Origin of the sequence: Erwinia sp. S38 (assembly GCF_016624545.1) — a bacterium.
Taxonomy (GTDB): Bacteria; Pseudomonadota; Gammaproteobacteria; order Enterobacterales; family Enterobacteriaceae; genus Erwinia; species Erwinia coffeiphila.
Window position 1 is genome coordinate 79,033 of record NZ_JACVTS010000003.1, and the last position, 20,886, is coordinate 99,918.

At 55.8% G+C, this 20,886-nt stretch carries 18 protein-coding genes; 11 read left to right on the top strand and 7 right to left on the bottom strand.

The genetic code is table 11. The annotated features are described in order from the left end of the window. Positions 1-75: 75 nt before the first annotated feature. On the bottom strand, positions 76-375 hold the full coding sequence (locus IBT46_RS04725; RefSeq protein WP_200544485.1) for a hypothetical protein: 300 nt from the start codon (positions 373-375) through the stop codon (positions 76-78). Between the two features lie 742 nt (positions 376-1,117). Between IBT46_RS04725 and IBT46_RS04730 the strand changes: the two genes are divergently transcribed. From IBT46_RS04730 to IBT46_RS04760, 7 genes are all read left to right on the top strand, one after another. Next, entirely contained in the window at positions 1,118-3,205 is a 2,088-nt protein-coding gene (locus IBT46_RS04730; protein ID WP_200544487.1) for a hypothetical protein, read from the top strand. Positions 3,206-3,223: 18 nt separating this feature from the next. Continuing rightward, positions 3,224-5,125 carry an STY4199 family HEPN domain-containing protein gene (locus IBT46_RS04735; protein WP_200544489.1) on the top strand — a complete coding sequence of 634 codons (1,902 nt, stop codon included), beginning with the start codon at positions 3,224-3,226 and terminating at the stop codon, positions 5,123-5,125. 204 nt (positions 5,126-5,329) lie between these two features. Next, positions 5,330-5,842 (top strand): RNA polymerase sigma factor, encoded by a 513-nt coding sequence (locus tag IBT46_RS04740; protein ID WP_200544491.1) that lies wholly within the window; start codon positions 5,330-5,332, stop codon positions 5,840-5,842. Then, positions 5,832-6,821 (top strand): FecR family protein, encoded by a 990-nt coding sequence (locus tag IBT46_RS04745; RefSeq protein WP_200544493.1) that lies wholly within the window; start codon positions 5,832-5,834, stop codon positions 6,819-6,821. Before IBT46_RS04740 ends, IBT46_RS04745 begins: the two co-directional genes overlap by 11 nt. A 160-nt stretch (positions 6,822-6,981) precedes the next feature. Beyond that, positions 6,982-9,411 (top strand): TonB-dependent siderophore receptor, encoded by a 2,430-nt coding sequence (locus IBT46_RS04750; RefSeq protein WP_200544495.1) that lies wholly within the window; start codon positions 6,982-6,984, stop codon positions 9,409-9,411. A gap of 5 nt (positions 9,412-9,416) precedes the next feature. Beyond that, positions 9,417-10,661: an MFS transporter gene (locus tag IBT46_RS04755; protein WP_200544497.1), complete on the top strand. Its 1,245-nt coding sequence runs from the start codon at positions 9,417-9,419 to the stop codon at positions 10,659-10,661. Next, positions 10,654-11,091: a hypothetical protein gene (locus IBT46_RS04760; protein WP_200544499.1), complete on the top strand. Its 438-nt coding sequence runs from the start codon at positions 10,654-10,656 to the stop codon at positions 11,089-11,091. Before IBT46_RS04755 ends, IBT46_RS04760 begins: the two co-directional genes overlap by 8 nt. 158 nt (positions 11,092-11,249) lie before the next feature. On the opposite strand, the gene IBT46_RS04765 is transcribed toward IBT46_RS04760, so the two are convergent. Further along, the gene (locus IBT46_RS04765; RefSeq protein WP_200544802.1) at positions 11,250-11,825 is read right to left on the bottom strand and encodes a transcriptional regulator; all 576 of its coding nucleotides are present in this window, start codon (positions 11,823-11,825) and stop codon (positions 11,250-11,252) included. 254 nt (positions 11,826-12,079) lie between these two features. Here IBT46_RS04765 and IBT46_RS04770 point away from each other — a divergent pair, with 254 nt between their 5' ends. Together IBT46_RS04770 and IBT46_RS04775 are read left to right on the top strand one after the other, a co-directional pair. Beyond that, a complete protein-coding gene (locus tag IBT46_RS04770) occupies positions 12,080-13,213 on the top strand; it encodes an aminotransferase (RefSeq protein WP_200544501.1) in 1,134 nt (377 codons plus the stop codon). Positions 13,214-13,308: 95 nt separating this feature from the next. Continuing rightward, the gene (locus tag IBT46_RS04775; RefSeq protein ID WP_105594333.1) at positions 13,309-14,496 is read left to right on the top strand and encodes a PLP-dependent aminotransferase family protein; all 1,188 of its coding nucleotides are present in this window, start codon (positions 13,309-13,311) and stop codon (positions 14,494-14,496) included. A 49-nt stretch (positions 14,497-14,545) separates the two neighbouring features. On the opposite strand, the gene IBT46_RS04780 is transcribed toward IBT46_RS04775, so the two are convergent. The 3 genes from IBT46_RS04780 to IBT46_RS04790 all read right to left on the bottom strand — a co-directional run bounded on the left by IBT46_RS04780 (position 14,546) and on the right by IBT46_RS04790 (position 18,320). Further along, the gene (locus IBT46_RS04780; protein ID WP_200544504.1) at positions 14,546-16,405 is read right to left on the bottom strand and encodes an STY4199 family HEPN domain-containing protein; all 1,860 of its coding nucleotides are present in this window, start codon (positions 16,403-16,405) and stop codon (positions 14,546-14,548) included. A 182-nt stretch (positions 16,406-16,587) separates the two neighbouring features. Beyond that, positions 16,588-17,739 (bottom strand): methionine synthase, encoded by a 1,152-nt coding sequence (locus tag IBT46_RS04785; RefSeq protein ID WP_200544505.1) that lies wholly within the window; start codon positions 17,737-17,739, stop codon positions 16,588-16,590. A 179-nt stretch (positions 17,740-17,918) separates the two neighbouring features. Continuing rightward, positions 17,919-18,320, bottom strand: coding sequence for a helix-turn-helix domain-containing protein (locus IBT46_RS04790; protein ID WP_200544507.1), 402 nt, complete (start codon positions 18,318-18,320; stop codon positions 17,919-17,921). A gap of 80 nt (positions 18,321-18,400) precedes the next feature. Between IBT46_RS04790 and IBT46_RS04795 the strand changes: the two genes are divergently transcribed. Next, positions 18,401-18,898, top strand: a complete 498-nt coding sequence (locus IBT46_RS04795; protein WP_200544804.1) for a DUF2938 domain-containing protein — start codon at positions 18,401-18,403, stop codon at positions 18,896-18,898. 232 nt (positions 18,899-19,130) lie between these two features. Continuing rightward, the gene (locus IBT46_RS04800; RefSeq protein WP_200544509.1) at positions 19,131-19,661 is read left to right on the top strand and encodes a chloramphenicol phosphotransferase CPT family protein; all 531 of its coding nucleotides are present in this window, start codon (positions 19,131-19,133) and stop codon (positions 19,659-19,661) included. 51 nt (positions 19,662-19,712) lie between these two features. On the opposite strand, the gene IBT46_RS04805 is transcribed toward IBT46_RS04800, so the two are convergent. Next, positions 19,713-20,183 carry an NUDIX hydrolase gene (locus IBT46_RS04805; protein WP_200544511.1) on the bottom strand — a complete coding sequence of 157 codons (471 nt, stop codon included), beginning with the start codon at positions 20,181-20,183 and terminating at the stop codon, positions 19,713-19,715. Between the two features lie 45 nt (positions 20,184-20,228). Beyond that, positions 20,229-20,813: a DUF6886 family protein gene (locus IBT46_RS04810; protein WP_200544513.1), complete on the bottom strand. Its 585-nt coding sequence runs from the start codon at positions 20,811-20,813 to the stop codon at positions 20,229-20,231. Positions 20,814-20,886 lie beyond the last annotated feature (73 nt).

Consider the following 20,886-nt stretch of genomic DNA (forward strand, 5'->3'; position numbering starts at 1 on the left):
ACAATACTGCGATGTTAAGTAATAAAGGCCGGAAGAGAATAATAAATCTCTTCCGGCATCGTGTGACTGACTGCGTTAAATAATTGAGCAAAGATAGGCATTGCCCTGGAAATAGCTGCCGTCCGCTTTTTTCGCATGTGGGTGATAGCCAATCGCCGCGCCTTTATGCTGCGCCGCACATTTCACATCGCCTTCGTGCTGTAGCGTTGCAGGCACTTTGCCGAACAGCGTGGCGTCGTTCCATAACTGTGTTTTTCCTGAAGCCTGGAGCTGTGGCGGCGTAGCGGACGGTTTTTCGCTTGGGCTAAGCGAAATACAGCCGGTGGAGAGCAGGGGAATGACGGTGAGTAAAATTGCTGCTGTTATCTTTGCCATAATAAATACCCTGGTTGGAGTTGGACTTTTTGTCTTTTATAAAAAGAAGCGTCTGATAATGATAAATCGCGCTAATTAAAGTCGGTGTATTAACGCAAGATCGTCTACGCTCAGATGGCGTATTATTTTCAACCATCGTTTCGATGGGGTTTACGGCAGGAATCTACACCTGAAAAGGATGAAAGGCAACGGGGATTACGCGACGTAGATCGTAAATTTACTATTATTTTTCAGTCAGATAATGGGTGTTGAAATGATATTTCTAATTGGTTGGTGACGTTTGTTCTAAGTTTGAATTTTGTTTGATAAATAATATTACAGATTGATTAAATAAAGGGATTTGCTCAGGGCCGCCAATTAATCAAGCCTTTTGGTTAATAAATGAATCATCAGTTTCGTCCAGTGCACGCGTTAACATCAAATCTGAATAAAAGCGCAGTTATGGCTGGTAGTAACGCTGCGGTACTTTTTATTATCATTCCCATCCCACCGGGCTGAGTGACCCTCAAGGCTTCTGCATCGATTGGCAAAATGGCATGAGTTTGCTGATAAAAGAGTTATCGCGAAACATAGTTGCTTTCAGCAGGTAATTAAAAGTCCGCTGCGGAGGGCGGTCTGTAATAATCTTGCTGCAAGATCAGAGATATAGTAGTCTTTTTCCTAATTTCTCACCGACTCTCCCGTGAATCAAAATAATCTTTGCGCTGCGGCGTCCTGTCCTGGCGCGCGAAAAGGATAAGCAATGGCCGAAATCTTTCAATGGGATCGCTTTGCGGCGGTGCTGGCACACGCCTCGTTTTCCATGGACCCCGCCCTGCGCGATATTCCTGTCGGTACGCTGGCGCTGGGATTAGGCGACGGCAGCTCAGAAGGAATAGCGCTGAACTGCAAGAACAGCCAGCGCTATCGCTCCGTTTCCGCCTGGCTGTGGAACTTTAACGATGCCGAGCGACAGGCCCTGAAAGCCCGGGCGCAGGCAAATCCGGTGTCCCGCGTGGTGATTGAGGACTTTTCGCTGGACAGTTGCTTCGCCTGGCTGCTTTACAGCGCACTCACCCTCAGTGAAACCGACGAATTCCCGCCGGGGCTGGAAAAATGGGTCAGCTACATCGATCAGTGGGAGCAGGGCAGCTATCTGGATGGCGATGATTTTTCCCGCTCCGCTGCCTGCCTGCACACGGTCTTTGCCCACGCCCAGTTAAACGCCGCCAGCGACGAACAGCATCAGTACGATGCGGCGCGGCTGCAATCCGGCTTTACCCGCTGCTTTAAACTGCTCAGCGATCTGGTTAATCAGACTGATGCCCCCCTGAACGGTATCCTGCCGGTAGCCTCTGCTGAATATCAGGCCGCTGCCGCTGCCCTGGCCTATGAACACCAGCTGTATCAGCTGGCGATACCGCGCGCAGCCACCTGCCAGCTGCTGGTGGAACAGTCAGACAGCCAGCGTAAAGTGCTGATTGATGCCCTGTTCCTTAATGAGCAGCACGCCAGCGGCCTGTTTAAAATTTTTGCCCGCAATGACCGCACGCGTTCGTGGAGTAAAAACGGCTTTACTCTGCTGGGGATTTATCGCCCGCAGGAACAGGGCACCGGCAATGACGTGGTGATTTCCGTCGATCCGAAAAGCGGCGTGTCGTTGAAAAATATCTGGATGGCGCTGGAGCAGGAAGAAAATGTGCGCTGGAACGGTCAGCGGCCCGAGGATAAGCCGCGCCTGCTGCGCAGCTACAGTAATGCGGCGGGTCCGCTGCCCGGTTCGCCAAACCAGCCCTGGTGGGATGATGCCGGTAACTACACGCTGCTGGGCGCGCCGAAGCGGCTGGAGTCCGGCGAGCTGGGATCGAAACTCGACTGGTGGCAGGATATTCTGCCGCTAATCTGGCAGCAGGGCTTTGTCGACCACCTGACTCCCCGCCTTCAACAGGTGGATCACACAACCACGGTGAGCGAAGGGCAAAAGCGCGTTTGCGCATGGCGCTGGTCGCAGCCCGATTCCCGTATCCAACAAAGCGACACCAGCAGCTATCTGGTGGATACCCCGACGTTTCAGGGATGGCTGGCCGGAACCAGCCAGGCAACGCCACCGGTAACGCCTTATGCTCTGCCGCAGAGCGATCGCTACGAGGCGTACTGGCAATCCGACGTGCTGGTGGTCAGCCATCAGCAGGGGGTAAGTCTGTTCAGCCGCTCGGCCGATAACCCGGCGCTGGACGGGCTGCTGGCGGTTGCCCGGCGCATTGCCACGCTGAGCGATGACTATGCCGCTTTCCTGACGCAAATCCGCCAGATCTTCAAAAAATGGCCAAAGCAGCTTAAGCAGCACGCGTCGGCGATTGAAGACAAGCAGTGGGAGGAGGAGATCTTCGCGCTGCGGGTCAACGCGCTGAATGTGCTAAACAGCAGCGAAACTCTGTTCAGCAGCGCCGATGAAAACAGGCTGAGCGAGATGCTCCAGCGCCAGTGGGGCCTGCACGATCAGCGCGGTACGCTGTTTGCCCAGCTCGATCGGCTGGATCAGCTGATGCAGGACGCGATTGCCCGGCAGAATTCGCGCCGTCACCGGATCTATGGTTCGCTGTTCTCCGCGCTGGGGATGGGGATTGCCGCCAGCCACGTCTGGGAGCCGGTGCGGGATATCCTCACCACCAATGAATACGAATGGCAGCTGATGCTGTTTAAAGAGCCGGACGTCAGTTCTCAGCATCTGGCCGATATCGCCGGGCAGAGCGCGCACTTTGAGCTGATCACGCTGATCGTCTTTGTGGCTTTTGCCCTGCTCGGTTTTGTTCTGTTCTGGTTCTTTGATATCCGCAGCCAGGAAGATTAACGCACATGGAGTTTGAGAATGAATAATCAGCTTGCCCTGACTATCGTTAATCGCAGCAGGGAAATCGTTGCCAATGCCCATTCGCAGATCTCCGAGCGGCTGGCCGTACCGCACCCGGACAATGACAGCTTCACCGCCGGATTCCGCATGCTGGATCAGGGGCGGATTAAGCATACTTCGTGGAAAAACGTCGGCGAGATGCTGGGCCTGAACGCCGCGCAGATAAAAAATTATGTCGATCTGCTGCGTGTGCTCAGCGGCCGGGAGGCGGAGCTGGGCAGCGATCCGCTGGCACTGAATAAGTGCATGATTGCCGGTCTGCAGCTGGTGAATCTGCTGGAGCTGGTGCAGGAGGCGCATCCTGAATTCAGCTGGGAAAGCGTATACCCTCTGCCGCAGGAGGCCCGCGAGGGTAACGCCGTACGGCAGATGCGCGCCATCGAACTGCTGATCCGCGAGGTGGTGGATGAAGCCTGGGCCGATCAGCATAAGCTGATTAGCCGGATGCGCGAGATCCTGAACGATGCGGTGGTCGATCGCATTGTCAAAAACGCGGAGAAAGGTAACGTCCTCAGCGGTACGCTGCTGGAGCAGCTGCGGCTGATCCTGGCCGATAAAGAGGACTTCCCGGGCTATTATCATCGCTACTTTGACCCCGCACCGGCGCTGAACTATGCCTCCGGTACGCGGGAAACCCTGTCGCTTTTCCTGCAGGATTTAAACCATATCCGCAATAAAATCGCCCACCATAAACGGCTTAGCGAAGCGGAACGGCTGCTGCTGAATGAGTATTTTGACCAGGTGATTGAACCGCTGCGCGCAGCTTATCGGGAAGGGCGTTTAAAAACCGATCCGGATGCGCTCTATGACGCACCGGCGGAGGCGATTGAACGCTATCAGCAGCAGGTGGAAAAGCAGCTGGCCGAGATCGGCGATGAGCTTAAGCGAACCGGCCAAACGGTAAAGGAGATCCGGGAAGATACCGGTATTTTACGCCGTAAATCCAGCTGGATCCTCGCGGGAATTGTCGGTATTGCCGCCATTACCGGCGCGACGCTGCACTTTAGCGGCGGCAGCTTCGTCAATACGGAAATTATCAAAGATAAAGTCAGCGACGTGCAGGACAAGCTCGGCAACGTCAAGCAGGAAACCAGTAGCGATCCGCGCAAGGAACTGGCGAATATGGGCGTACAGTGGGACCAAGGCGAAATGGAACAGGCCATTCGCCGTGGCGATCTGCGCACCGTGCAGCTGTTTAACGAGGGTGGGATGAGCTGGCACAGCAATTTCCTGGTCGCCGCGCTCGATGAATGGTATACCGAGGGGCACAACCCGGGCCGGGCAGCGACCATCGATTATCTCAGCCAGCACGCGAACAATCTTATCTACCTCAATGGGTATTCCGGTACCTGCGGCTATGCCATGGATACTGCCATTAAGCATAATAAAAAAGGCGACGGGAATACCGACCTGAATAATAAGGTGGTGGGTACGCTTTGTAAGACGGATACTGGCCTTGCCGATTTTAAAGTTAAACGTCAAAAGCTGAGTGACGAACTTGAAAAATTAAAGGCGGATTATCGCCACGATACACAGCCGGTGGACGTCTGTTTCAGGGAAAATATGCAGGATGACGGTAACAGGATCTATAGCCATATTCATGGATCTGGTGCTTCTCCCTCAGCGAATTATTACGTTAAACCCACCGCTGACAGCCGGGCCGCAGGCGTGACGAATTATAAATTTAAAGAATATCAGGATGACAGAATGAGCGTGCCAAGGTTCAAAGAGTCACTGAAATATTATTGCCAGCAGCTGGCGAGTTTCGCGAAAGAGATGTACCCGCCGGAGATTGCGAAAACGGAAGAAGAATTAAAAAGCGTTGATGATATTGCGGTCAGCAGCGGATTGAAAGGCTAAAGGGCGATTGAAATAATTCCGTCCGCAGGTCATAACACCCACGTTTATGTGGGTGTTTTCTTTTACGCCATCTTTTTAATCTCATACTAGAAATATCCTAAAACCTGCGTAATAATCCCCGACCAACTGACCAGCAGCGCAGACTGATGGCACAGGATCGTTGTGTATTTCAGTATTTTTCTTTACCTTCCGGGACTCGATCTTATGGCCGATAAAGGCAAGGATCTCGCAGCGCTGTATCTTTCCGAACGTAAACGTCTGGAGCGCCAGATAGACCGCAAAGTGGGCTGTCGCAGCACGGCCAGCGATCTGGTGCAGGATATTTTTCTGCGGCTGTGGGAAAAGGCCGTCGAGTGGAAAGGCGATTCCGCTGCCTATCTGAGCCGCTGCGCGCGCAATGCCGCCATCGATCATCTGCGCGCTGAGAAAACCCGTGAAGCGTATTTGCAGGGCGAGCTGCCGGAGCCGTTTTCCGAGCCGCCGCTGTCGCCGCACGAGATCCTGGCCGCCCAACAGAACATTCGCCATATCGATGAGGTGCTGGCCTCGCTGCCGGAAAAAACACGCCATATTTTTCTGCTAAACCGGGTACACGGACGCAGTTTTTCTGAGATCGCCGGGGTGATGGGGATATCATCGCGCGCGGTGGCAAAGCATATGGCACGCGCGGTTGCCGCCTTAGATCTGTCCGCGACGGGAGTGAACAATGTCGATTAAACCTGAATCACACGACGCCGCAGTGCGTGCCGAAGCTCGTCGCTGGTTTCTGGCGATGCAAGACGGCCCGTCGCGCCGTCAGCTGGCCGCCTGCGATAAGTGGCGGCAGGCGCATCCGGCGCACGAAGAAGCCTGGCTGGCGATTGAGTCCGTCTGGCAGGATACCGCCGTACCGGGCCAGCAGCTGGCGGAAAAAGAGGCCGATGTGCTGTCCGGCTATCTGGCGGCGATGGATAAAAACCGTGCGCGAAAGGCGACGCGTCGCCGCGCGGGTTCCACCGCTGCGCTGTGCGTCACGCTGGTGATGCTGGCCGGTCTGTGGCTACAAAATCCGTCGTGGATGCAGAATTTGTCTGCCGATCGGGTGGCGGGAAAAGGCGAGCGGCGCGATGTGCTGCTGGCCGACGGCTCGAAGGTGCTGCTGGATGCCGACAGCGCCTTCAGCGTCGATTTCACCCCGGACGCGCGCCGTATCCATCTGCTGCGCGGCGGCGCGTTTTTCGATGTGGTGTCTTCAAAAACGCCGTTTATTGTGGATACCCCTGCGGGCAGCGTCCGCGTTCTGGGGACGCAGTTTGACGTGCGCCTGCAGGAGAGCGGCGGGGTGGTGACGCTGGCGCGCGGCAGCGTGGCGGTCAGCAGCGAGGGGCAGCCGCAGCCGACGATGATTAAACCCGGCCAGCAGGTCGCATTTAGTCCGCAGGGGGTGGCAGCCCCGGCCAGCGTCAACGTTCAGGATGCGATGGCGTGGCACGGCGGCCGCTATATTTTCTATCGCGCGCGTCTGGGCGATGTGATGCGCGAGGTGGAACGCTATCGGCCGGGCCGCGTGCTGATGCCTTCTTCTGCGCTGGCGGATCAGCGGGTGACCGGCAGCTTCTCCCTGGCCGACACCGACAAAGCGCTGGATTCGTTACAGGCCAGCGTCGGCTTCCGTATGCGCAAAGTGACCGACTATCTGGTCATTATTACGCAATAAAAGCGTCTTATTTTCAGCTGGTTATGAGTTTTTTATAAAAAAGTGTCTTTTTCAGGTTCAGTGGTGCGCCTGCTGATGCGTGATCGTAGTGATAGTGAAAATGATAATAAATATTATTTTCGTTTAATTGCGATCGTCTTATCAGATATGGGGCACGTTAATGAACAACAAGAAAGTTCGTCGCGCAGGCTATGCATTAGCCTCGGCACTGCTGGCAGGCGCAGGCGCAACGGGTATGGCGGTGGCCGCCGTACAGCAACCTCAGGTTCAACAGTTCAGTTTTACTATTCCGGCAAAACCGGTCACCCAGGCCGTCAATGAGATTGGCCGGATTGCCGGTCTTTCCGTGGTATTCCGTGAAGATACGGCGATTGAGGTGACGGGCCGACCGGTACAGGGCCGGATGAGCGTCGAGCAGGCGCTGACCACTCTGCTGAACGGTACGGGACTGGGCTACCGCTTCAGCAACGACAGCACCGTGCAGATTTACCGGCTGCCGCCGGACACGGCCGCTAACGCCAGTACGATGGTGGTCAGAGCCTCGGATAACGGCAGGCTCGGGCCGGTGACCGGCTACGTCGCCAGCAACAGCACCGCCGGGACCAAAACCAACACCCCGCTGATGAAAAATCCGCAGTCGGTCAGCGTGATCACCCGCGATCAGGTAGATGTGCAGGGCGCACAGAGCCTGACCCAGGCACTGCGCTATTCGGCCGGGGTATCGGCGGAAGTGCGCGGGTCGGCATCACGCTACGATCTGCCCTATATCCGCGGGTTTGGATCGCCGACCGACGGTAACCAGTATCTTGACGGTCTGCGCCTGCTGCGTGGCGGCGGCTATGTGATCCCGCAGATTGAAACCTTCGGCATTGAGCGCATTGAGTTCCTCAAGGGGCCTTCATCGACGCTGTACGGTGGCGTGAATCCCGGCGGACTGATTAATGCAGTCTCAAAAGTGCCCTCCAGCGAAGCGCAGAACTCGGTGGAGATGCTGTACGGCAGCCACAAGCGTATGCAGCTGGGGCTGGATTCCACCGGGCCGCTGGCCGACGATAACTCCCTGCTGTACCGGGTCATTGCCCTGGGCCGTAAATCAAATACTCAGGTGGTGAACACCAAAGAAGAACGACTGTTCGTTGCGCCGTCGCTGACCTGGATACCCGATGCCGATACCTCCTTTACCCTCAATATGAGCTATCAGCGCGATCCGGAAGGGGGCTACTACGGCGTTCTGCCGACGGTGGGCAGCCTGTGGTCCAGCCCGGCCGGGCAGATCGCGCGTAATTTTAACGACGGCGACCCGGAGTACGACGAGTTCAGCCGCACGCAAACGGCGGTGGGCTGGCAGTTTGAACATCGTTTCAACGACATCTGGACAGTGCGCCACAATCTGCGCTACCTCGATCTGACTACCGTGACCAAAAGCGTCGGGACCGCCGCGCTGGCCGCCGACGGGCATACCATTTCCCGCTATGCGCTGGGCACCGATGAATCACTGCGGGGGATAACGTCCGATCTGCAATTGCAGGCGGAGTTTGATACCGGGCGCTTCTCGCATACCACGGTGGCCGGATTCGACTATCAGGAATCTTCATGGCGGCAGATCCGCGACTACGGCGCGGCACCGTCGATTGACTATCTCAACCCGGTTTACGGCGTGGCGACCAACCTGGCGCTGGCACCGATCACCAATCAGAAACAGCACATCACCCAGGCCGGTTATTATTTGCAGGATCAAATCGAGCTGGATAACTGGACGCTGGTGGCGGGGGGGCGCTACGACACCGCACGTACCCGTACCGATAACTATCTCAGCGCCTCGCACGGCGTTCAGGATGATGAAGCGTTCAGCGGCAAGATCGGTCTGATTTACAACTTTGATAACGGCATTGCGCCGTATGCCAGCTATTCCACCTCGTTCCTGCCGGTGACCGGCACCGGCAGCAACGGCAACGCCTTTAAACCCAATACCGCGCAGCAGCGTGAGGTCGGCGTGAAGTACCAGCCGACCGGACTGGATGCGCTGTTTACCCTGGCCTGGTTCGATATTACCCAGAAAAACGTGGTGACCTACGCCAACGCGCTTACCTCCTATCAGACCGGGGAACAGCGTTCGCGCGGGGTGGAGTTTGAAACCAAAATGGCGGTCAACGACAGCATCAATGTGACCGGTGCCTTCACCTATACCAAAGCCGAAGTCACCAAAAGCCTGGCGGTTGATGCCGGCCAGCGGCCGATCGGCATCCCGGATTATACCGCTTCGCTGTGGGCCGATTACACCTTCCGCAGCGGTCTGATGCAGGGGCTGACCGTTGGCGGCGGCGGGCGCTACGTGGGGGAAACGGTGGGTGGCTATTCACCGAATGTGTACAGCGCCAGCGCCGTTCGCCTGGATGCGCCGGGGTATACGGTGTTTGATTCGGCAATTGGCTACGACTTCGGCAAGCGGTTTGGCAACCTCGATGGTTTAAGCACCCGGGTGAGCGTCAACAATCTTTTCGATAAAAGCTATGTCACCTGCCTGTCCAACAACTTCTGTAACTACGGTAACGAACGTGTGGTGAACGTGTCCGTGAACTATCGCTGGTGAGGCCGATGAGCGTAATGGAGCAAAATACGCATCGGGCACACAGGGGGAGCGGGCAGCTGGCGGTGCTGCTGGCCATCAGCGCGCTGTATATCGGTTTCGGCATGACCATGGGGCTGATCCAGGGCGGATTCCCGGCCATTATGCGGGCGCAGGGAATGAGTCTGGGGGCGGTAGGCTGGCTGTATGCGCTGTACCTGCCGCTGGGCGTGGCGTTTCTGTGGTCGCCGCTGGTCGACCGCTGGCGGCCGCCGTTTCTGGCGGTGGAACTGGCGTGGATTGTGCCGATGCAGCTGGCCTCCGCGCTGGTGGTGGCCGCCGTGGCGCTGATGCAGGGGGCCGATCTGCGTCTGCTGTTTGCGATGGGGCTGTTTGTCGCCTTTGCGATGGCGACGATGGATATTGCACTGGACGCGCTGGCGGTGGAGCGCATTGATCCGGCCTGGCGACCGCGTGCGGCGGCCTGCAAGCTGGCGGCGCTTTCCATCGGCGCGATGATCGGCGGCGGGGCGTTTGTTGCCCTGTTCCAGCGCTTCGGCTGGGCCACCATCTTCCTGTGCTATGCCGCCAGTCTGCTGCTGCTGATTGTGCCGATGCTGCTGGTCAGCAGAGCAAAGTCGCCGGTGGCTACGCCGCCCGTCGCGCCGCAGCAGCAGAAAGCCAGCTTCCGCCGACTGCTGCGCAATGCGCTACAGCGCAGGCGGCTGGTGTTGCTGACGCTGACCTGCTGCGTGATCTTCCCGCTGTCGGCACTCAACCGCTTAATGCTGATCGATTTGCAGGTATCGATGGACGTCATCGGCGGCGTGGTGGGCACGCTGGGGCCGGTCACCATGCTGATGACCGCCGGGATCGCCGCGCCGATGATGCACCGTTTCGGTTTGTCGCGGGCGATCTGGCTGTTTACCGCGCTGGGGATCGTCGCCCTGGCGGCGATGGCGGCAGGCTATCTGCTGGTGCTGCCGTGGCTGGCGATAGCCGGTGCGGTCACCATGGGCGCGGCGGTCAGCGGAATTTATGTTGTGCTCAGCGCCCGTATCCTCGGCTGGTCGCGCGGGGAACAGCCCGCGACCGACTACGCCACGTTTTACGGCGTCGGGCGCTTTGTCAGTACGCTGGCCACCATCGCTTTTGCGCAGATGGTCGCGCTGATTAGCTGGCCGCTGTTTTACCTGTGCGGCGCACTGGCGCTGCTGACCGTAGTGGCATTACTGCACCGTTCCGTAGAAGAAAAGGAAACAGAACATGAGTGACAAGAGCGTGTACACCGGCGCACAGCCGGATGCCGAAATTTTTGATATCAGCCACTGGCCGATTGTGTTTATCCGCTTTCCGCAGCTGGGTATGCCGGACCGAACCCACCGTCTGCTGAACGGCCTGACCGACTTTCTGCTACAGCAGCAGCGGGTGGTGTTTGTCTGGATACCCGCGCGGCACGGACACGAGCGCGAGCCGCATGAAGAAGAGAAGCAGTCCACCCGCTGGATGAAACAGTATAAAACCGAGCTGCGCGACTGGTGTGCGGGCTATGTTTATCTGACCACCGACGAGGAGGTGCGCGCCAGCCTGAGCACGCTGTTCCCGAAACTGAAGAAGATTATGCCGTTCCCGAAAACGCTGGCGGATGACCCGGAAGATGCCTGCGCGAAGGCGCGCGAGTTTCTGGCTTTGCCGGTAGAGTAGGCGCTGCCCGGGCCTGAAACAGGCAACGGCTCATGGAGCAGGCAGTCCGGCAGCAGTCATTGCCGCCGGACTGGCGCGTGGAGCGAGTATTTATTCTCAGGGACTCGCGGGCGACTTTGCCAGGTCATTGCTCCGTCACCTACTTAGCCCTTCAGCGTTCAGCTTTTCAGTTCGCGCAGATATTTATAAACGGTGGTGCGCCCCAGCGACAGCACGCTGGCGATGTAATCCGCCGAGTTTTTTGCCCGGAACGCCCCTTCCTTATGGAGATCCATCACCAGATCCTTTTTCTGTCCGCGGGTCAGCGCGCTCAGCGAGGTGTTTTCACGCCGTATCCAGTCGTGCAGGAAGGTGTTGATTTTCTCCTGCCAGTCGTCGCGGAACAGTGCTTCCGGCTGCGGCTGCAGGCGGGTGACGGACAAAAACAGCTCCAGGGCGTTGCGCGCCTCTTCAAAGGGCGCGGTGCTGAAGTTAATACACAGCAGATAGCCGGGATCGGTTTCATTTCCCGTGGCGATGGTCACGGAACGCATCTTTTTGCCGTCCCAGTTCAGCTTCTCGTAAGGCCCGGTGACGGCGGCCAGCGTCTGGCCTTCAAACTCATCCAGCCCGGCATCATCGCCGATATTGCGCTGCGACAGGTTATTGGCGATATACGCCACTTTGCCTGCGGCCACGTCGTGGATAACCACCTCAACGCTGGGAAAGAACAGCGCAGCGATGCCGTCCGCCATTGATTTTAGCAGCGGGAAGGGCGTTTTTTCGCTGAGCGTTACGTTTGCCACTGTGTTGTCCTCTTAGTTCTTCGGGCGCCAATCATAGCCGATTTCTGCCGCGCGCTGTTCGCTTCTGCCGTTCTGTTTTACGCAATCAGATTTTCATTGTAAACAAAAAGTGCATGATGTACTTTTTAGTTCATCTGCTGTTCCGGGAATAGAAGATATCGCCGATGCGATGCTGACTTATCTTAACCAACAGGATAAATAACATGAAGATCAGACCTTTTGGCGTTGAACAGTGGATGAACGAGTGGGAAAACCACTGCGAGTACAACCTGGCGGAAACCTGCGTGGAGTCGCTGACCATGAAGCAGCTGCTGGCGATGTCGGGCGATACCGCTGCGGTGCTGGATGAGATGCTGAACATCAAAATGACCTACGGGGCTATCACCGGCTCCGAGCGGCTGCGCCGGGTGATTTCGATGCAGTACCGGGCGCAGTCGGCTGACAATATCCTGATTGCCCACGGCGCTATCGGTGCTAATGCGCTGATTTATCAGGCGCTGGTGGAGCCGGGCGATACCGTGATTTCCGTGCTGCCGACCTACCAGCAGCACTACTCGATCCCCGCCAGCCTCGGCGCGGAAGTAAAGATCCTGCCGCTGCGCGAGGAGAACGGCTTTCTGCCGGATGTCGCCGAGCTGAAATCGGTGATTGATGATAAAACCCGGCTGATCGCCATCAATAACCCGAATAACCCCACCGGCGCGCTGATGGATGAAGCGCTGCTGAAGGATATTGTGGCGGTGGCGCGGGAGGCCGGGGCCTGGCTGCTGTGTGATGAAGTGTATCGCGGCACCAATCAGGTCGGCGACGGCTATAGCGCGGCGGCGGCCGATCTGTACGAGAAGGGCATCAGCACCGCCAGCATGTCAAAAACTTACTCGCTGGCGGGGCTGCGCCTCGGCTGGATGGCTGGCCCGGAATCGCTGCTGAAGGCGGTAGAGATCCACCGCGATTACAATACCGTCAGCGTCGGCGTGCTGGATGACTACTTCGCCACCATCGCGCTGGAAAATCGCGATAAAATCCTCAGCCGTAACCAGACGATGCTGCGCGACAATTTGCAACTGCTGGATGAGTGGGTGAGCCACGAGCCGCTGATCGACTATATCAAGCCGCAGGCCGGTACTACGGCACTGCTGAAATACCATTTGCCGCTGGGTTCCCGCCAGTTTTGTATCGGTCTGCTGGAGCGCTACGGGGTGATGTTCACTCCCGGCGAGGCGATGGATATGGAGGGCTATGTGCGTATCGGCTTTGCCAATAACGGCGAGGTGATGAAAAAAGGCCTGGCCCGGGTCAGCCAGTATCTGCGCGAACTGCAGGACGAGCTGAAATAATTTGCGGCAGGTGGGTGCGAGAGGCGCTTACCTGCTATTTTCTTTGGCGACTTATGGTATAAATTCAACACTAAAATAAAGAAAAGGTAAGTGTTATGTCGTCGCAGAAGTTGGCCAACAGAGTTAAAGACCTTCAGTCATCGGCAATCCGTGAGCTGTTAAAGCACAGCAAGATGGAAGGTGTGATCTCGTTGGGCGGAGGAATACCGAATCCGGATCTGTTCGATACGGAAGGCCTGAGAATCGCTATGGACCGCGTGCTGACTGAAGACGGTCACAATGCGTTTCAGTACGGTCTGAGCGAGGGTGACCCGAAATTACGTGAAGCGATCTGCCAGATTTCGGCGGAGCGCGGCATTCAGTGCACGCCGGACGATGTGGTTATCACCTCCGGTTCGCAGCAGTCGCTGGATATTGTGGCGCGGGCAATCATCAATCCCGGTGATGTGATTGTGGTTGAGCGTCCTACCTACCTGGCGGCGCTCCAGGTGTTCCAGCTGGCCGAAGCCGAGCTGAAATCGGTGGGCACCGACGGCGAAGGGATGATTGTTGACGAGCTGGAAGAGCTGGTTAAACAGACCCCGATTAAAGCCGTTTACATCGTGCCGACCTTCGGCAACCCGGGCGGCGTGACGCTGACCGATGCCCGTCGTCAGCAGCTGGTGGCACTGGCCGCTCGCTATGACTTCCTGATTTTCGAAGACGACCCGTACAGCGAAATCAACTTCTCCGGCGAAACCTTCCGCACGCTGAAGTCCCACGCGCAGGCGATTGGCGTTGGCGAGCAGGTGATCTACACCTCAACGTTTTCCAAGATCCTGGCCCCGGGCGCACGCGTGGGCTGGATCACTCTGCCATCGTGGTTGAAACAGCAGGCGGTGATCCTCAAGCAGGCCACCGATCTGCACACCAGTTCACTGTCGCAGGCGCTGACCCGCCACTATCTGGAAAGCGGCCGTCTGCGTCCGCAGATTGCGTTAATCAGCAAGGCCTATCAGCAGAAATGTGATGCGCTGGTGTCGGCGTTGCAAAACGAGCTGGGCGATCGCATTCGCTTCCACCGTCCGCAGGGCGGGATGTTCCTGTGGGCCACCTTTACCGAGGCGTTTAACACCACCGAGTGGCTGAAAACCACGCTGAATAACGGCGTAGTCTACGTTCCCGGTGAATTCTTCTACTGCGACCGCCCGGATACCTCAACGCTGCGCCTGTCCTATTCGACGGTGTCTGAAGCTAACCTGGCCGAAGCGGCAAGAAGGCTGAAGGCCTCGCTGCCACAGTAATCGCTCAGCTTATTCCTCTGGCCCTTTTGCAAGGGCCATTTTTTTTGCCTTACTTCACGACGTTATAAATCACCCGCTGTGAGCGGCTCCAGCTATCGCCAATGGCGATATTGGGCTTGCTGTTCTCCTGCTGCTTGCAGAAATCATTCACCTGTTTCCGGATCTCACTCAACGAGTTTGTACCAACCAGCAGATGGGTATTCAGATTTGCCAGTAAAGTGTCATAGAGAGAGAAGGTGCGCGATCCCGACAGCGAGAACTGTGCGGCTTCGTTCAGCAACGGCTGGGCATTATTCGCCATCAGACGGCGCTCGCAGCGATCGGCGGGTTCGATTTTCGCCAGTTCCCGATCGTAGGCTTCCTGCTGGCTTTTTTCGAATTTCACCGCCCGGTCCAGTTCCGATTTGATATAGCCGACCGCAGCTGGCGAAGAACAGAAGGTTTTCAGGAATGTTGTCTGCATCGGCGTTAACGGCGTATCGTGACTGACACTCTGGAGCAGTACGCTGTTAATCCGTTCACACTTTTGCTTTTCATCCATCAGCGAGGCGTGTGCAATCAGAACCGCCAGCACATCTTTATGATCGGCGATCAGCGCTTTTTCTGCGTAATAGAGTTTCCAGTTCATGCCGCCGTCCATAAACAGGCTGACCACCCGGGTATCCCCCCGGTCGATCGCCGCGCGGATATTTTTTTCATCCCAGGCGATGCCGATATTTGCCAGCTCCTTACGCGGATCGGCACTGGTTTCTTTCTTCACCCCCGCGACGGTTTTACCCACTTCGTTAACATCGCTGCGGATGGCTTCGGTATTGACCAGCGTGCGGGTCGAGGTGCCGAAGGTCAGCACGGAACCTACGATAAGCACGCCAATTCCGCCGAGCACCCAGACGATTTTTTTGCGCAGAAAGCCGGTGTCCTGCTTGATGTCGGCCAGCTTCTCATTCTGCCGTGCCAGGCTCTCTTTCACTTCCTGCACGTCATCGCCCAGCCGCTCCAGCTTTTCCGTCATCTGACTGAAATATTGGCGGACTTCGGCTTCTCCGGCATCAAAATAGCGATCCGGGTTGACCTTTACGCGCCCTTCATCAAAGGCTTCCTGTACCGGGTCGGCAATTTCCTGATAGTAGTAGCTGACCAGCGCCGTCTGCACCGAGGTGACGCGCTTGTGGTGCGCGAGGCGGTTGCGGATGGCGCGGATATCGTCGAGGAAGGTTTGCAGGGTTTTGCGCTTGTCGTTCATCAGGCTGAGCAGCGGCGTGTACTGATACAGCGGCGAGTAGTGGCTGGCGTACTCCTTTTTATCCACGAACAGGGAGGAGAGTTCGCTGAACAGCGTGCCGCTGAGCACGTCATCACGATCGGCGACGTTAAGCCAGGTTTTGACCCGCTCTTCGCCGAACAGCGTGCGCAGATGCTGCAGCAGCGCCTGCTGGTTGCTGTAGGCCTCGTTGATCAGGCTGCGGATCATCAGCTCCAGCGCACGCACCTGTTTCAGGCTGCGCAGCTGCGTTTCTTCCCCGTCTTTATGCAGGTCGGTGGTGTAGGTCAGCTGTGGCTGCTTCTCCTTCAAACGCTCCAACTGGGCGACAAAACGCAGCGCGGCGATGGCCCGGTTTTTACCGGCGGATTTGGCGTTATCGTGGCTATCCAGCTGTTTGTTCAGAGCGCGCAGGGTTTGGGTAAACTGAGTCATCTCCTGCTCACTGAGATTTAACCGCTGGGCCACATCCTTCCAGGAACCGAGGTTTTGCCGCGCCTGCTGCAGCGACGCGTAGAAAGCCTCCGGCGACGGTGGTGTCTGAACGGGGATATTGAGCAGCAGCAGGATCTGGCTGAAGGCGTCTTCGCACAGGGCCAGGCAGCGGGTCAGGTCGTTTTGTGATGCAGGGGCAGTGAAATCGGGCATGGTTTTCTCACGTTGATGTCAGCGACGTTTCCGGCCCGATCCCGTTGCAAAACATCAGGCAGCGGTCCGTGGAGCCAGAATATTCTTAATTGGCTAATTATTTAAGATTTTTTATCGGTGAGTCAATGTGTAAACACATGACAGAAGCAAAGAGCAGGGAAGGGGGCTTCCCTGCGGTTAGATCAGCGCTGCCAGAGTTTTTTGCTGGCGATATCGGCACCGGCACGCAGCGCGCGGAACTTCTCGCGAACCACCGTCGGATGCACTTCAGGTTTGTAGGTGGCCTGGGAGGAGAACCCGCAGTCGGCACCGGCAATCACATTCTCGCGGCCCACGCGCTCGGCGAAGCGCACCAGACGCTCGGCTATCAGCTCCGGGTGCTCAACGGTGTTGCTGGCGTGGCAGATCACGCCCGGGATCAGTCGTTTGCCCTGCGGCAGCTTCACCTGCTCCCAGATATGGTATTCGTGTTCGTGACGCACGTTACCCGCTTCAAAGGAGTAATCCGCCACGTTGATATTCAGCATATAGCGCACGAATTCAATAAACGGCACGTCGTGAATGCGCGGGCCTTCATTGATGCTGTAGCAGGTGTGGTAGCGGATTTTTTCCGCCGGGATGCCGCGCAGCGCGTGGTTAAGGATCTCCACGTATTCATTGGCTTTGGCGATAATCTGCGCGTTGTTCAGCTGCGGATCGGCAAACAGATCCGGCAGGAACGGGTCGTCAATTTGCAGGCCAAAACCGGCGTCGATAATCGCCTTGTACTCCACGCGCAGCGCTTCCGCTACCGCCGACAGATAGTCACTTTCAGTTTTATAAAACTCGTTACTGCCCACGCCAGTCGGCGCGACCGACGGCACAAACGCGCCAAATGCACCGGCAGATTTCGCTGCATCGGCCAGGTTGGTTAAATCACGCTGTAGCTGTGCCACGCCGTGATAGGCAATCGGCCCGGTGCAGGCAACCGGTACAAACGGCACCAGGTTTCCGCCGAGCATCGCTTCACCAAAATACTGTTTATAGTACTCCGGGAAGGCATTCACTTCGGCATCGAAGGCGGTGTAGCGCTGGCCCGGGCGGGGATCGAACCCGCTCATGCGGTCGCGAACGTAGGCAAAGAAGCCCACTTTAGACATTTCACCGTCGGCCACGATATCAATACCGTCAGCGACCTGCTGCTGAACGGACTCAAACACCGCATCGCGGATATGACTTTCCAGTTCGGCATGGTTATCCGCGCCCTGGATGTTGGCCTTCATCACGTCCAGCAGTTGGACCGGACGGGCCAGGCTGCCCACGTGGGTGGTTAAAATACGGTTTTCGGCTGACACAGCGTTCTCCCTGGAGGATTGAATCGGTAAGGTTACCCGCCGTGGTTCCGGCGGTATTTTGTGGCTATACCTGAATACAATCCGGCGAAAGTGTCAATTGAATCATTGGGTAATAATTGCGCAGAGGAATAGTGCCAGAAGGTTATGGCTGACTCTGGCGTTGAATCCTGACCCTGCCTTCAGCGCGGCGACTTTAATTTCTCTGCGGTGGCGGCCTTTAACCAGCGCTGAAAGGTCGGGCATTCTGCATGGCTGGCGGCCGGGCATTCCGCCACGTGGCGCAGCCCCTTGCTCATTGCCTGCAGGCGACGGACGGTGGCATCAATCTCATCGGCCCGGGTCAGCAACACCGCCCGGTCAACCTGCGGTTCGCCGCCGGGAGACAGCATGCTGCGGATCTCATCCAGCGAAAGTCCCCCTGCCTGGCCCAGGGCAATCAGCGCCAGCTGGTCCAGCACGTCTGCGGCAAAGTGACGCCGTGCTCCTTCGGGACTGATTGCGCGGATCAGGCCCATTTTCTGATAGTAGCGCAGCGTGGAGGCGGGCACCCCTGAACGCCGGGCAGTCTCGGAGATATCCATTGTGAGCCTCTTGACTTGAAGTTGACTTCAACTTCTATCATGCCTGCAACCGTTAAAATGAGAAAGAGGAACAGGCTGTGATGGGTGTTTTTGATGAGGCGATAAAAATTATTCTGGTGGGGACAGGCGCAACGCTGGTGATGGACATCTGGTCTTCGATCCTGAAACGGCTGGGGAACCCCACTCTGGATTACGCACTGGTCGGTCGCTGGGTCGGCCATATGCTACACGGGCGGTTTGCGCACGAGGCGATCGGCCGCGCGTCGCCGATTGCGGGGGAGCGCTGGCTGGGCTGGACGGTTCACTATGCTACCGGCGTGCTGTTCGCGGCTCTGCTGGTGGCTTTCACCGGCAGCGGCTGGCTGGCGAACCCGACCTTATTGCCTGCCTTATCCGTTGGTGTAGCAACCGTTGCATTTCCGATGCTTATTATGCAGCCCGCCATGGGCGCTGGATTTGCCGCGTCGCGCACGCCCACACCGATGAAAAACCGCCTGCGCAGCCTGGCAACGCATGCGGTCTTCGGCTGCGGGATGTATCTGGCGGCGGTATGTTTGTTGGGGTTTTGGGGAGGGTGAGGGCTGGGAAATACGTATCGCAGGCCGGTGTTTGAAAGATGCTGGCCTGTGTCAGGTTTTATTACTGCCCACAGCTTGTGTTCTGGGATGTTTGTTTTGAGCGGGGAGAGGACATTTAGAATGTGTATTTCAGTCTTTGACTTCCCCTTCCTTAGGTTGAGTACAACTGTCACACTTCTCAGTTAAAATCAAATAAAACAATTTCTATATGCACTCGAATCTGCGGTGATACATGTCCCATATTATTTTCCTCCATGGTGCATCAAGCAGTGGCAAGACATCGATTGCCAGACAGTTACAAGCAAAAGTGGGGTTTCCATATTGGCATATCTCAATTGACCATTTGCGGGATAGTGGGGTACTACCCATGGAACGCTTTCGAAACGGAGATTTCGACTGGGCGAATGAACGTGATAAGTTTTTTGCGGGGTTCCATGCTTCACTTAAAGCATACGCTGATGCCGGTAACAATCTTATTGTTGAGCATATTTTGGAAAAAGATGAATGGTTGACACATTTAAAAGAGATTCTGAAAGGTCATGATATTTTTTTTACAGGTATCCACTGTCCTCCTGACATACTCACAGAAAGAGAAATAACACGAGGTGACAGACCGTTGGGAAGCGCATTAAAAGATTTTTATCATATACATTTAAATAAAACTTACGATCTTGAATTGGATTCAACCGAAAGTATAGAAAGTAATGTTGAGTTAATTATTTTGGCACTGAAGGCTAAATATAGAAAGCTCAACTTTACTTAATATTAATGGCGATATCGTAGCGCCTCGCCTAGGAGAAGCTACGACTCATAATTATCTATACTCTTCATCACTATGATTTTTGTGACTTAAGTAATATCTGATGTAAGTTGAGTATTCCTCATCCATTGGCACAGGTAATCGGTTAGGGGGGTAGAACTTCAACTGTAGACCTTCAGTGTGGTCGTTACGCAACTCGCCTGACCAGTCGGTTGAAAAATATAAAGCGGTGATGACATTTATCTCGTCTTTGTTTGCAAGAGTGAAACTGTATTCTGCACCTGAGAATACGTTGATAAAATTAAGGGTGTTAATATCAAGGTTAGTTTCTTCTTTAACTTCTCGCACAGCGGTTTCCTCCAAAGATTCGCCGGGTTCCAGCAATCCACCAGGGAGCCCCCAGGTTCCGTCCTTTCGCTGCTGGAGCAATATAAAACCATCATCTCGTGCCAGAATGACATTTGCACCTGCAAGTAATAACATCTCGTGACCAATAATACTGCGAATTTCCGAAACATAACTCATGGAATCTCCTTATTAAGGAAGAATAGTAACAAATATATCGAATAGTTATTTCACAATAATCTGACGACCCGGCTTAGAGTGCGTCCAACCTGGTTTGCCCCAGTCTTGTGCGTTACGTAATCTGATACCACTAGCATGAAGTGATGTCTGCCATATGCTTTTCAGTGGCGTAAGCCTCTCCATTACGCGAAGTATTATGTTCCTTGATGCAAGTTCAGCCGCCAGGTTGGAAATCACACTTAAGCTGGTTGGGATAACATCAGTTCGCGATACCCACATCCCTACTTCTCCAGTGTGTTCGAAACCATTAAGAGGCAGTTCATATCTGTAAATTTTTCCACTATTAAAACGTGACACCCATGCCTGCTCGATGCAGGCGATGGCAGTTGCATGAGGTTCATTGCCTAACCATTTTACAAAATCATCATCGCTTGTTTCAGGTAATGACCAGAACACAATCCGTGGGCACTCGCGCGGGAAAAGATAAAGCAGCTCGTGTACTTCATCGGTAGCCCATATCAGTGACCCGTTCAGCCACTCCTGTCCCGCAGGTCGATCAACATGAACCCTTAACGGGCGGGGTTTGAATATAGTGATGTCTGGATTATCGCTAAAATGGAAAAGACGCATTCAAGGCTCCGCTCAAATTCTATCTGACACTCTGAACCATGATGATGAATCTCGAACGTTTCCTTCGTATGAA